The sequence below is a fragment of the Veronia nyctiphanis genome, assembly GCF_004116385.1.
GTDB classification, from domain to species: domain Bacteria; phylum Pseudomonadota; class Gammaproteobacteria; order Enterobacterales; family Vibrionaceae; genus Veronia; species Veronia nyctiphanis.
This window is the reverse complement of the sequence record NZ_PEIB01000004.1, coordinates 180155-192804: the sequence shown is the minus strand read 5'-3', so window position 1 is coordinate 192804 and position 12650 is coordinate 180155. Positions and strand designations below refer to the sequence as shown.

At 47.6% G+C, this 12650-nt stretch carries 10 protein-coding genes and 4 pseudogenes; 2 read left to right on the top strand and 12 right to left on the bottom strand.

Translation table 11 applies throughout. From position 1 onward, the window contains the following. Positions 1 to 132: 132 nt before the first annotated feature. From ureE to ureA, 4 genes and pseudogenes are all read right to left on the bottom strand, one after another. Complete coding sequence (ureE, locus tag CS022_RS05710) at positions 133 to 597, bottom strand: urease accessory protein UreE (protein WP_129121480.1); 465 nt, start codon at positions 595 to 597, stop codon at positions 133 to 135. A gap of 43 nt (positions 598 to 640) precedes the next feature. After that, a pseudogene (gene ureC / locus CS022_RS05705) lies at positions 641 to 2342 on the bottom strand (urease subunit alpha). 65 nt (positions 2343 to 2407) lie between these two features. Further along, positions 2408 to 2743: an urease subunit beta gene (locus tag CS022_RS05700; RefSeq protein WP_201746217.1), complete on the bottom strand. Its 336-nt coding sequence runs from the start codon at positions 2741 to 2743 to the stop codon at positions 2408 to 2410. 28 nt (positions 2744 to 2771) lie between these two features. Further along, a pseudogene (gene ureA / locus CS022_RS05695) lies at positions 2772 to 3073 on the bottom strand (urease subunit gamma). Between the two features lie 453 nt (positions 3074 to 3526). Between ureA and CS022_RS05690 the strand changes: the two are divergent. Beyond that, positions 3527 to 4321, top strand: a complete 795-nt coding sequence (locus CS022_RS05690) for a hypothetical protein (RefSeq protein ID WP_129121479.1) — start codon at positions 3527 to 3529, stop codon at positions 4319 to 4321. 80 nt (positions 4322 to 4401) lie between these two features. Beyond that, the gene (locus CS022_RS05685) at positions 4402 to 4851 is read left to right on the top strand and encodes a hypothetical protein (protein WP_129121478.1); all 450 of its coding nucleotides are present in this window, start codon (positions 4402 to 4404) and stop codon (positions 4849 to 4851) included. Between the two features lie 90 nt (positions 4852 to 4941). Here the strand turns inward: CS022_RS05685 and CS022_RS05680 are convergent, their stop codons facing one another. From CS022_RS05680 to CS022_RS05645, 8 genes and pseudogenes are all read right to left on the bottom strand, one after another. Then, positions 4942 to 5592 carry an urease accessory protein UreD gene (locus CS022_RS05680; protein ID WP_235869277.1) on the bottom strand — a complete coding sequence of 217 codons (651 nt, stop codon included), beginning with the start codon at positions 5590 to 5592 and terminating at the stop codon, positions 4942 to 4944. A gap of 2 nt (positions 5593 to 5594) precedes the next feature. Further along, positions 5595 to 5852 carry a hypothetical protein gene (locus CS022_RS05675; RefSeq protein WP_129121476.1) on the bottom strand — a complete coding sequence of 86 codons (258 nt, stop codon included), beginning with the start codon at positions 5850 to 5852 and terminating at the stop codon, positions 5595 to 5597. 71 nt (positions 5853 to 5923) lie between these two features. Then, positions 5924 to 6619 (bottom strand): urea ABC transporter ATP-binding subunit UrtE, encoded by a 696-nt coding sequence (urtE, locus tag CS022_RS05670; RefSeq protein WP_129121475.1) that lies wholly within the window; start codon positions 6617 to 6619, stop codon positions 5924 to 5926. Positions 6620 to 6636: 17 nt separating this feature from the next. Next, positions 6637 to 7482, bottom strand: coding sequence for an urea ABC transporter ATP-binding protein UrtD (urtD, locus tag CS022_RS05665; protein WP_408057218.1), 846 nt, complete (start codon positions 7480 to 7482; stop codon positions 6637 to 6639). 26 nt (positions 7483 to 7508) lie between these two features. Next, entirely contained in the window at positions 7509 to 8621 is a 1113-nt protein-coding gene (gene urtC, locus CS022_RS05660) for an urea ABC transporter permease subunit UrtC (RefSeq protein WP_129121532.1), read from the bottom strand. Between the two features lie 9 nt (positions 8622 to 8630). Continuing rightward, positions 8631 to 9536 (bottom strand): annotated as a pseudogene (gene urtB, locus CS022_RS28015) (urea ABC transporter permease subunit UrtB); the annotation flags it as partial. An 820-nt stretch (positions 9537 to 10356) separates the two neighbouring features. Next, a pseudogene (gene urtA, locus CS022_RS05650) lies at positions 10357 to 11579 on the bottom strand (urea ABC transporter substrate-binding protein); the annotation flags it as partial. Positions 11580 to 11959: 380 nt separating this feature from the next. After that, complete coding sequence (locus CS022_RS05645) at positions 11960 to 12391, bottom strand: hypothetical protein (RefSeq protein WP_129121473.1); 432 nt, start codon at positions 12389 to 12391, stop codon at positions 11960 to 11962. Positions 12392 to 12650: the final 259 nt, after the last annotated feature.

The window sequence follows — 12650 nt, the reverse complement described above, 5'->3', positions numbered from 1 at the left end:
GAGCACCAAAATCAAAAGTATGTTCACCGTTATGTGCTGTGCTGTCGTCGATGAAAGCAACGTTGTCGTCAGCACTGCGCCGTAAGTTAATTTATTCATTGTTGTCTCCTTGTCGGCTAATGTTTGATTCAATTATTCATGTTCATGATGGTGGTGGTGATGCCCCGATTCTTGCTGACCGTATGCGCCAGCCTCAGGTTCAAATGGCGCTTGCTCGACTAACACCTGTCCACCTAATAACACCACCATTTCATCTAACACATGGTCATGTTGGTAGCGTAAATACGTTTCAGTAATTTCAAGCGGTACATGGCGATTACCAAGGTGATAGCAAAGCCGCGCCATTAAAAGCGGGCTGTCGGCAGTCACTGTTGATACCGTTTCATCAGCAGCGACCACTTCTACCGTAAATCCGTCGTCTGTCGCCAGTGCTTCACCGCCGCGTAAAATTCGCCCGCGAGGCAAAAAGATACCTGCATCCTCACCACTCGCCAGAACCACTTTGAGGCGACTTTTGATACGCTGATCGATGGTAAGGCTCACACGACCATCAAAAGTGACAAGGTCACTATCTACAAGATGTGTCAGTTTCTTCATCACCTTCTCCTTGTGAAAAATATTCCGTCAAATCACTGAGTGACTAGAACAAAAAGTAGCGTTGAGCCATTGGTAATTCTGTGGCAGGTTCGCAGACGAGTAGCTCGCCATCTGCACGCACTTCATATGTCTGGGAATCCACTTCGATATTCGGCTGCCAGCTATTCAGCTTCATATCTGCTTTCGAGATATTTCGACAATTCACCACCGCTTCGATACGGCTGTTCAGGCTCAGTTGGCCTGCAATGTCTTTGTCGACAGCAGATTGAGACATGAACAATGTCGACGTTCTGTATGCTGCCTTCCCATAATTTCCGAACATTGGGCGGTAGTGAACCGGTTGCGGGGTTGGAATCGAGGCATTCGGGTCCCCCATTGGCGCCATCGCTATAGCTCCACCTTTCAGCACGATTGATCTTCACGCCGAAGAATGCAGGCTTCCACAACACCAAGTCAGCCAATTTTCCCACTTCGACAGACCCTACGTGGTGCGAAATACCATGGCTAATTGCCGGGTTAATCGTGTACTTAGCCAAGTAACGTTTGAGGCGGGAGTTGTCGTTCGTCGAAGGGTCCCCTTCCAAGCTGCCACGCTGCACCTTCATTTTGTGCGCCGTTTGCCAAGTTCGCGTGATGACCTCACCGACCCGGCCCATCGCCTGAGAGTCAGAGGCAATCATTGAAAACGCACCAAGGTCGTGCAGTATATCTTCTGCCGCAATCGTCTCTCGGCGAATACGTGACTCAGCAAATGCAACATCTTCTGCAATCGCTGGAGAAAGGTGGTGACACACCATCAGCATGTCCAAATGTTCATCGACGGTGTTGACGGTATAGGGCCGGGTAGGGTTGGTAGACGAAGGCAATACATTTGCCTGACCCGCGGCTTTGATAATGTCTGGCGCGTGACCACCACCCGCACCCTCGGTGTGGTAAGTGTGGATCACTCTATCACCGATGGCGTTCAGCGTTGATTCTACAAATCCCGATTCATTCAATGTGTCAGTATGAATCGCAATCTGGATATCCATTTCTTCTGCGACATTAAGACAACAGTCAATCGCTGCAGGTGTTGTGCCCCAGTCTTCATGTAGCTTAAGGCCGATTGCGCCTGCATCGATTTGTTCGGTCAGCCCCTGTGGCTGGCTGGCATTCCCTTTACCGAGAAGACCAAAGTTCATGGGGAATTCATCCAACGACTCCAGCATTCTTGCCAGATTCCATGGGCCAGGCGTACAGGTCGTCGCGTTGGTTCCTGTTGCGGGTCCGGTACCGCCACCCAGCATCGTAGTCACGCCAGATGCCAATGCTTCATCGATTTGTTGCGGACAAATAAAGTGGATGTGGGCGTCGATACCACCAGCAGTGATGATATTACCCTCGCCCGCAATGATTTCAGTGCCTGGTCCAATGATAATATCAACGCCAGACTGCACATCAGGGTTACCCGCCTTACCAATGGCGGAGATAAGGCCGTTTTTTACCGCGATATCCGCTTTTACTATGCCCCAATAATCGAGAATAATGGCGTTGGTAATGACTAAATCTGGTGTTTCTGATGATGGTCTTTGGCTTTGGCCCATACCATCTCGAATCGTTTTACCACCACCGAATTTGACTTCGTCACCGTAAACCGTGAAGTCTTTCTCTACCTCAAGAATCAAATCCGTATCGGCGAGTCTTAATCTATCGCCTGTTGTTGGCCCAAACATTTCGCCATATGCTTGTCGGGAAATACTCACCATGCTTTTCATTTCCTCCCTGAGCTTTGAAACTCGATACTCTTATTGCGTCCTGACACTCACTAACCTCAGACGGCACCCATGCAGCGTCCTTTAAAGCCATATACTTCGCGCTTCCCTGCATACTCAACTAACTCAATGGTGCGGGTCTGGCCCGGTTCAAAACGCATTGCGGTACCAGAGGCAATATTCAGCCTGAATCCACGCGTCGCCTCCCTGTCGAAGTCGAGTGCATCATTGGTTTCAAAAAAGTGATAGTGCGATCCCACCTGAATGGGTCGGTCACCGAGGTTGGCAACAACCACCTCGAGTGTTTTTCGTCCCTCATTCAGCGTAATGTCGCCATCAGCGGGTAAAAACTCACCCGGAATCAGTGGCTTTGGCTTCTTCTTTTTTGCAGTCATCAACGTTACACCTTTGCTTGTGAACAACCTAAACGATGGGATCGTGAACAGTGACAAGTTTGGTACCATCAGGAAAAGTCGCCTCAACCTGAACATCGTGGATCATTGATGCTACCCCCTCCATGACGTCTTCGGCTGATAAGACGGTTCTGCCAAAATCCATCAGCTCTGCACTGTTTTGCCTTCTCTCGCTCCTTCAAGGATCGCAGCACTGATAAAAGCGACAGACTCCGGGTAATTCAATTTAAGTCCCTTGTCTTTTCTTCGCTCTGCCAGTAGTGCTGCCGTAAACAGCATTAACTTGTCTTTTTCTCTGGGTGTCAGCTCCATTTCCCCTCCCTGACGTCATATCGAACACACTTGCCTATGTGACATTCGTTCACCAGATTACAATCTGACTCAGCAAAAGCCGTGCCTATTGGTGAGGTGAATCGAAAATATCGACTTAACAAGAAGTTAAAGGGAGAGAAGGATAAAGCTCAACATAGCGGACAACATTTTTGCACCTTTTGTGCACAATCGAGTTTTAGTGCACTAATTTAGTGCCAAAGAGTGATTTAAATCAGGGAAAAATTTGAGCCCTCTTTTGTTCAACCGTCAGCATTCATTCGTGAAATTCGCACTCCATACTTGCCAGCAATGCGTTTCCTTTTTGAGACGAGAATGCACATGGCGTGAACGGTTTAATGTTTCGCGGCACTCATTAGCGATAACAAGGATTTAAACCGGTGACGATTGATGGAATGTCTTTGCAGAACAATTAAACACTTTAGGTACATAACATTGCTCTTGCTGCTCAGTGGGTGTGGAGGAGGCTCTGACTCTAATACGGTCAATAACGCTAACGCCTCTGCTGGAAACAATGCAGCCAATTCTGGCTCAGCTACCGTTTTGAGAGCTTACAATAACCAGCCTGACGGGCAGAAACAGATCGATTGTGCAAATGCTTACAAGACGAATGAGTCATGCGACCTTTCTGAGATTCGCCCTCTGGGGGCCGACAAATATTTCTATAACGTTACCCTTAACGACATTAGAGATAGAATTGTGACCACTCATGACTGGATGGGCGACAGTTTAATCGCTGCGCTACAACAGATAGACAATCAAGATCTGTTGAACCTGTTCAAACCGGTTAATGCCATCGTGATCAGCTACGATACACGGCCCGCTTTTTACCATCCTTTGACAGGCTCCATTTACCTCGATCCGCGATACTTGTGGCGAGACCTCTCTGAATGGAACACCATTGAAAAGAAAGACGACTATCGACAAGACTTTGGTAGACCGCTTCAATTTGCCACACCCATGCGTTATATCAACCCATCTGATAACAGCCGACTAGAAGTATCAAATACGTTAAGTACGTCAAATCCATTTCGCACAACCGAAGAGCTGGCTCCGAGGCTTTTTGCCTTGCTGGTTCACGAACTTGCGCACGCAAACGACTTTCTCCCTCCTGATCGCCTGATGACATTGCTCTACTTTGGTGATTTCGATGAAGCAATTTCCCTATTTCCCGAGTTGTATATTAATCAACAGCTAAAAAGCGTTACCCACTCAATTCAGAAACATTAAAAAGCGCCGCCAGCGTAAGATACGCCGGTAAGGCGGCAACAAACGCACTCAAAGCATTAACCCCTTATGACGCAGGGGTGATGTTCGCGACTGATGGTGCAGCGCACCTTTACGGATACAGCGACCATGACAGATATGGTGCAGAAGATGTTGCCATGCTGTTCGAAGAAGTCATGATGTTCATCCAATACGGTGCCGTCGCTGATGTTGCATTCACCACAAATCCAGACCCGAATACTGCGAAATGCGCCGACTATATTGTGCGATGGGGGCAAAGGAACAGGTTGTCAGACCTCAGTGTCAGAACACGTGCTCAGGCTGTGGCAGAAGAAATTCTTGGCCGATCGCTTGCCACAGAGTTGAGTGCTCTGCCAAATAATGCCACACCGCTTCAAACCGAGGTCGACTGGTGCACAGCACAAAATAGGCAAGCCGTGTCGCCGAAAAACCGCAACGTTAATGGGCAAGGATCTGGTCTGGATCGAACATCAGATGTGTTCAAAGAAGATTTCACAAGGCGTAGGCACTGATTAATTTAATTGTCAGCCCAATGAACATAAAAAAGAGCACGTTATGTGCTCTTTTTCTTTAATGGCTTTCAAGATGCTTCCAAGCTGATATCAAACCAACCAGATACGAGGTACGCCCGGCGTTTGTCCTTGCCAATGATTTCGTGCGTGCTGCCAAAGGCGGGTGAAAATACGGAACATGGTTTCAGTATTTTCCGCGAGACCACGTACTACCGTCAGGCCATCGATATAACTTGCGCCAACAACGGCTGACTGGAAATCATCGCTGTCTTTTTCTTCCTCAAGCATGTCTTGCCAAGAGGAACATAAAGCATCACCGTCTGAGCACACAATATAAGCGTTCGCGGTGACTGGGTAGTCTCGAAGGCCAGCCGCTTTCGATACCCCGGACCCTTCGCCAATACGCATTCTTTCGGTGAGTACTAGGCGGTCATCAATGAAAATACGACTTTTGCCTTTGATTAATCCCTTGTCGAACTGCTCAGCATTGGCGGGACGACCTACGCACCAGATATCCCAGCCAAAGAAGCAGGCATCAGAAGCTACCCGAATATCAGTATCAACATCCAGTCTGGTACCGGGAAACGCAATACTCTCGAGCGGAAGCCACTCCATCACTGCACCACTATCAACCACAAAGGTCTGATTAAGCTTTGCCACTTTACCGCCCGACCGATAAAAACGGGTCGCGCCGGGGGTGGTCAACAAAGCGTGTGATCCAGATGCTGAATAGCATTGCATGCTCAGCTGATCACCACCGACCACACCACCCGGGGGATGGAGCAAATATATATGGCAAATGTCGCTTCAGGATAAAGAGGACGCTGAACAGCCAGAGGCCCTCTATGGTGGTAGCGTTTCAGAATAGTTTTGTCGCCGCGATCATGGAAATCAAGCTCAAGTTCAGCCTTCCATCCCTCTGGCGACAGTTGCGGGGGTTCATTATCATAACTTGAAGCTGAGTTATCGACAGCCTTAAGCCTACGAATTTTCGCAGCCATAACATTACCTATCCCTGGTTTATGAATGCTCTCAACATGCAGAGCAAAAATGCCTTTTTGGTCATATTTCGTTACACGGTCAAGTATTTATCAACAATATCGTCAGTCAAAGTTTCCATACCTCCTTTGGCGACGACCCTACCGCGGTCCAACAAGCAATAGCGATGACCAAAATTGCGCACAAAATGAAGTTTCTGCTCGACCAGCAAAACTGTCAATCCCATTTCCCGATTAAGCCGTTGAATGATTTCGCCAATCTCATTCACGATACTCGGTTGTATACCTTCTGTCGGTTCATCAAGCAGTAAGAGCTTTGGATCAACAATTAACGCACGCGCTATTGCAAGTTGTTGCTGTTGACCTCCAGATAAGTCGCCTCCCAGTCTACTTTTCATTTCTTTCAGCACGGGGAACAACTCATAGATAAAAGCGGGTATTTTTCGGTCATTACGTTTTCGAATGGGCAAGCCAACCTGTAAGTTTTCTTCAACAGTCAACAGCGGGAAAATCTGACGCCCCTGCGGTACATAACCTATGCCCTGACGCGGTCGCTGTTCTGTCGAGGTGCCGGATATCCTTTGGCCGCCAATGGAAATCTCACCACTTTTCAGGGGCAATAACCCCATAATACATTGCATCAGCGTTGTTTTGCCGACGCCATTTCGCCCCATCAAGACCGTGCATTCACCTTCGGGCACATCCATGCTCAGGTCCCATAAGGTGTGGCTTTCGCCGTAGAACTGATTAACACCTTCTACTAGTAACATTTTCACACTCCTTATGGTTAGTTACCGAGATACACTTCCCTGACCTTAGGGTTACTCTGAATCGAATCCATGTTCCCTTCAGCGAGCACATGCCCCTGATGAAGTACAGTGACCGTACTGGCAATGGAGCGAACAAATTCCATATCATGCTCAACCACTACCACTGACTGCTCACCTGCGAGGCTAAGGAGCAGCTCTGCGGTTCTGTCCATCTCCTGATGGGTCATTCCGGCAACGGGTTCATCGACAAGCAAAAGCTGTGGTTTTTGCATTAACAACATGCCAATTTCCAGCCACTGTTTTTGTCCGTGCGAGAGCTTACCCGCCGGTTCATTTTTGCTTTTTTCAAGCCCGATCAACGCGAGAACACGTTTCACTTCATCTCTTTGACTGGACGACATGATCGCCCTAAATGCGCCCCATGTGGATCGCACACCTGCCATTGCCAGTTCTAGGTTTTCCCAAACCGATAAAGCTTCAAAGACAGTCGGTTTTTGGAATTTTCGCCCTATTCCCGCATTGGCGATATCAGCCTCGTCCATTTTCAGTAAGTTAAGGTTGCTGCCTAACCACACTTCCCCTTCATCCGGACGCGTCTTGCCTGTGATGATATCCATCATGGTCGTTTTACCCGCCCCGTTTGGCCCGATAATGCATCGCAGTTCACCGGGCTCTATGTAAAGGTTCAAATCGTTGATGGCTTTAAAGCCATCAAAAGACACCGATACGCCTTCGAGGTAGAGCAAGATATTCTTTCGGGTATCAACCAAAGGGTTTTCGACAGGCTTAATAAAGTCGAACACTTCATCACGACGCAGAAATGACTGCACACCCTCAAGAGCTTTGACCCCTTTAACATCCATCATAGATGTGACTGCTGCTGAACGGCTCATTTTGCCTCCCGGGTTTGAATTTGATCACGTCGTAACATCGCGCCAAGTGATTTGAAAATACCGCTGACCCCATTTGGGAAAAACAGTGTCGAGGCGACAAACAATCCACCCAATGCGAATAGCCAAACTTCCGGGAACTCAACCGTAAACCAGCTCTTGGCATAGTTGACTAACACCGCACCAATTACTGCGCCGTAAAGCGTGGCTCTACCACCCAGCGCAACCCAAACCACGACTTCAATAGAGTTAAGCGGAGAGAACTCACCCGGATTAATGATTCCTACCTGAGGTACATATAACGCGCCTGCAATACCCGCGATGACCGCAGATAAAACGAACAACCAGAGTTTTATATTTTCAACCCGATAGCCTGTGAATCGAACACGTGCCTCGCCGTCGCGGATTGCAACAGAAAGCCGGCCCAAACGGCTATTAACGATGGCCTGACAAAGCAGATAAACAGCCACGAGTATCAAAACGGTAGCGACAAACAACGCAACCTTGGTGGCATCTGACTGCAGACTGGCGCCGAGGATATCTTTGAAATCTGTTAAGCCATTATTCCCACCAAAACCCATCTCATTTCGGAAGAAGGCCAGCATCAGCGCGTAAGTCAGTGCCTGAGTAATGATTGATAGGTAAACTCCCGAAACTCTTGAGCGGAATGCCAACCAGCCAAAGACAAAAGCAAGCACACCGGGCACAAGCGCAATCATCAAACACGCAAACCAAAACTGATCGAAGCCGTGCCAAAACCAGGGTAACTCCGTCCAGTTCAGGAAGACCATGAAGTCTGGCAACAGTGGGTCAGCGTAAACACCCCTATCGCCTATCTGACGCATCAGATACATTCCCATGGCATAGCCGCCCAGCGCGAAAAAAGCACCATGGCCAAGGCTTAAAATACCCAAATACCCCCAAACCAAATCGACAGCCAAGGCGAGAATGGCATAGCTCAGGTATTTACCCAGTAGGGATACTGTGTAAGTTTCCACATGGAAAATACTGCCCTGTGGCACCACCAAGTTTAATATGGGTACTGTCACCGCTATTGCCAGTAAAATCGCGATAAGCCTGAAGCTCGCAGGCTGTTGACGAAGATCATTCATAGACATTGATTAGCCCTCCGCCATTCTGCCACGTTGAGGAAACAGCCCCTTTGGACGTTTCTGGATAAAGAGAATGATAAATACCAATACAAGAATTTTTGCCAGTACCGCACCAGCCCAAGGTTCGAGCAGTTTGTTAAACACTCCGAGACTGAGACCCGCGACCAGCGTACCCCATAGGTTTCCAACACCACCGAATACGACCACCATGAATGAGTCAATGATGTAGGCCTGCCCCATGTTTGGTCCCACGTTGGTAAGCTGAGATAAAGCGACACCCGCAATACCTGCCACGCCTGCGCCGATACCAAATGTCATTACATCAACGCGTTCGGAGCGCACGCCCATTGCTCGCGCCATCGCTCGGTTCTGCGAGACGGCACGAACCTGAAGCCCCAACGGCGTTTTCTTCAACACCATCAGCAGGCCAAAGAAGACAATGAGGCAGAATCCGATGATGTAGAGACGGTTCCACGTCAGCGACAGCATGGGTGAAATCTCCAGCATGCCTGACATAAAGTCTGGAGTGCTGACAGAACGGTTAAGCGGAGAGAAGATTGAACGCACTGCTTGCTGTAAAATGAGACTAATACCAAAGGTTGCCAACAGTGTTTCCAAGGGGCGTCCGTAGAGATGACGTATGACTGTTCTTTCTATCAGCATACCAACCGCACCAGCCACGACAAACGCAGCGGGTATAGACAGCAGAAGCGCCAAACCTGTGTCATTCGGCAGCAGTTGTTGCATCACATAAGTACAGTAAGCCCCAATCATCACAAGCTCACCGTGAGCCATATTGATAACGCCCATTACGCCAAAGGTGATCGCAAGACCAATACCTGCCAGCACCAATACCGACCCAAGGCTGATACCAAAGTAAAGGGTTTCCACACCCTGCATCAGGCGCTGATGTTGGTCCAACTCAGTCAGAGCCAATGTTATTGCTTTAGATACGGCAGGCGAATTGTTCTCACTCTTTGCTTTGTTTAAGACTTGTTGCGCGTAAGGGTGGGCAGAGTCACCGAGAAGAGCGATATGTGATAAAACTGCTTCATCGCTAAGCAGCGTGGCAGACGATAATGCGTGTGCCGCTAACGCAAGCTCGATGGCTTGTTTTACAGATTCATTTTTTTCTGTAGTACGCAGTTCCGTTAACGCCTTCGATGTTGGCGCATCAAGACCAGACGTCATTAAGCGATTGATGGCATCCAGACGTTTTTGACTGTCGGGCGCAGATAACTCAAGCCTCGCCAACCCTTCTTTGATCGCTTTTCTGACCGAGTTATTGATCGTCACTTTCTTTAATCTGAGGGGTTTTGCATCTTCGACACGCTGCTGGTCATAAAGGCGAACCGCCGATTTTTCTTTCAACAACCAGAGGTTTTTGTTCGCTTTGTCATAAGCGACTTTTCTGTTTAACAGTCCATTAAGAATGATTTCTGCATTCTCATTGTTACTGGTTACAAGCCAAGACACCGCACCACGCTTCTCATTGAACTTGCCTTTAGACAGAGCTTTTTCAACGTCATGAAAGTCACTCACTGATGCATATATCGAAGTAGAAAAGAGTGTTAATAGCAGTATTAATATCGAAAGAATTTGGCTTCGCGCAGAGGCAATGCCAACTGAAAGCCTGTTAATTACATCCATTTTGCCATCCGTGTAAGCCATTATTGCTCCGTAAATAAAAAGCTGGGCTAGACGGGCGACCTGAGGCGGTCGCCCTTACTTTTAATTACTTGCTTTCACCCGAGCATTTACCTGTTGTGACATTGAAACTGCCGCAAGACATTGGTTTCAACCAGCTTGCGAACAGGTCTTTAGAGCCTGAAAGAAAATCAGACCATGCATCGCCTGCAATCACATCAGATGTTTCCCATACAGTGACAAATTGACCATCATCCTGAATTTCACCGATCAACACTGGCTTGGTAATGTGATGATTTGGCATCATGGTGGCGTATCCGCCGCTGAGGTTAGGAACGGTCACACCAATGATGGACTCCTGTACCTCTTCAGAGTCTGTGGTGCCTGCTTTCTCAACAGCCTTCGCCCACATTTTGAAGCCAAGGTAAGTCGCTTCCATTGGGTCATTGGTCACGCGCTTGTCATCTTTAATGAACTTGTGCCATTTCTCGACAAAGGCTTCGTTCTGATCGGTCTCAACGCTCATGAAGTAGTTCCATGCAGCAAGGTGACCCACCAATGCAGAGGTATCCATACCTGACAATTCTTCTTCACCAACCGAGAAAGCAACAACAGGAATGTCTTCCGCTTTCACGCCTTGTGCAGCCAGTTCTTTATAGAAAGGAACGTTGGCATCGCCATTGATGGTTGAAACCACCGCCGTTTTCTTGCCTGATGCGCCAAACTTCTTGATGTCAGAAACGATTGACTGCCAGTCAGAGTGACCAAATGGGGTATAGCTGACCATGATATCTTCAGCTTTGACGCCTTTATTTTTCAGGTAAGCTTCAAGAATTTTGTTGGTCGTACGCGGGTAAACATAGTCAGTCCCTGCAAGAACCCAGCGCTCAACATCCAAGTCAGCCATTAAATAGTCAACAGCTGGAATTGCTTGCTGGTTTGCGCTGCGCCAGTGTAGAAAACATTTTTCGATGATTCTTCACCTTCGTATTGCACCGGATAAAACAGTAAGCTGTTTAGCTCTTCGAAAACGGGCAATACCGATTTACGAGAAACCGACGTCCAACAACCGAAAACCACATCTACTTTTTCTTTCTCTATAAGCTCACGTGCTTTTTCCGCGAACAGTGGCCAGTTTGACGCTGGGTCAACGACAACAGGCTCAAGCTTTTTACCCAAAAGGCCGCCTGCTTTGTTTTGTTCTTCGATCATCATCAACACAGTGTCTTTCAGCGTCGTTTCGCTGATTGCCATTGTTCCCGACAGTGAATGAAGAACACCGACCTTAATCGTGTCATCATCTGCATAAACATGCATCGCTCCAGACAGAGCGAGAACCATCGCGAGCTTACGTGTCATAGGTAATAAGATCTTTTCCATTTCAGGTTTCTCCTTGTGAACAAAGTTCCAAATTCATTCACCAACACGCCAGAAGTGTGCCAACCCGATCGCAAAACTAACCAAGACTATGGTTTTTATTAGAAAAAAGGAGAATTCGTTAACGCATTTATTGTGAGGGGTTTTGAGCTGCGCTTACTTCTGGTGCATCAAGGAATAATCTGCGCACCATTCTGGACAGGAAAATTTACGCGTTTTGAAGAGATAAAAATAAAAAACGCACCCATAAAAAGGATGCGTTTCACAGTGTCATTGGATAAGAGAAAATCAATCAAGATTTTTTAGTGAAAGGGCTAGGCTTGATTAGCCAGCACCTCTTCATCTTTATCTTTTGATAATTCGTGACGTTCTTCAATATTTCTTTCGGGAGCAAGAATTTTATCGATGGTGACCCGCGCTTCAATGAGGAAATTGCGTTGTAATACCTTTGACTCTTCCCAGAGTTCTTCACCATTACGCGTTAACGATGCCCAAACATCATCAGACAGATCTTTTACAACGATCCAGCCTTCACCAGCTCGTGCCTCCAGCCAAACCAATGCATCACTGGATTTATCTTTTGCTGCAACCCAAGCATTCTCACCCGCATCTTTTGCTGCATCCAGGGCTAGCGATGCTGATTCAAGCGCGCGATCCCAAGCGCCTTCTGATTCATTCGATGATGCTTGGCTTACCACAGGAGAGATTAAAGCGATGAGTAGTACCAACTTCTTCCATAAAGCCATTTGCTGTGCTCCTTGCAACAATTTGCTAGCAACGAGTCTAGAGAATCGTATTTGTCACCGCAAAGTGTCTGAGGGGCTGGAACAAGAGAAAACCACTATTTATCGATAGTGGTACACAGTAATCATCTTTGACTAAGCGACTAAGGCGCTTTACCTCCTTTTTTCTGTCTGAATGCAACACAAGAAATTTAGTTATAGTGCGTTATGATCATGATGGATATGCAGAGAATAGAGAGATTTCATAACTAAAAACTTTGTC

What these genes read in the sequence shown, in the direction of transcription:
- ureE (WP_129121480.1), bottom strand. Translation starts at nt 597, where the DNA reads ATGAAGAAACTGACACATCTTGTAGATAGTGACCTTGTCACTTTTGAT.
- CS022_RS05700 (WP_201746217.1), bottom strand. Translation starts at nt 2,743, where the DNA reads ATGACTGCAAAAAAGAAGAAGCCAAAGCCACTGATTCCGGGTGAGTTT.
- CS022_RS05685 (WP_129121478.1), top strand. Translation starts at nt 4,402, where the DNA reads ATGTTCGCGACTGATGGTGCAGCGCACCTTTACGGATACAGCGACCAT.
- CS022_RS05680 (WP_235869277.1), bottom strand. Translation starts at nt 5,592, where the DNA reads ATGCAATGCTATTCAGCATCTGGATCACACGCTTTGTTGACCACCCCC.
- CS022_RS05675 (WP_129121476.1), bottom strand. Translation starts at nt 5,852, where the DNA reads ATGGCTGCGAAAATTCGTAGGCTTAAGGCTGTCGATAACTCAGCTTCA.
- urtE (WP_129121475.1), bottom strand. Translation starts at nt 6,619, where the DNA reads ATGTTACTAGTAGAAGGTGTTAATCAGTTCTACGGCGAAAGCCACACC.
- urtD (WP_408057218.1), bottom strand. Translation starts at nt 7,482, where the DNA reads ATGGATGTTAAAGGGGTCAAAGCTCTTGAGGGTGTGCAGTCATTTCTG.
- urtC (WP_129121532.1), bottom strand. Translation starts at nt 8,621, where the DNA reads ATGAATGATCTTCGTCAACAGCCTGCGAGCTTCAGGCTTATCGCGATT.
- CS022_RS05645 (WP_129121473.1), bottom strand. Translation starts at nt 12,391, where the DNA reads ATGGCTTTATGGAAGAAGTTGGTACTACTCATCGCTTTAATCTCTCCT.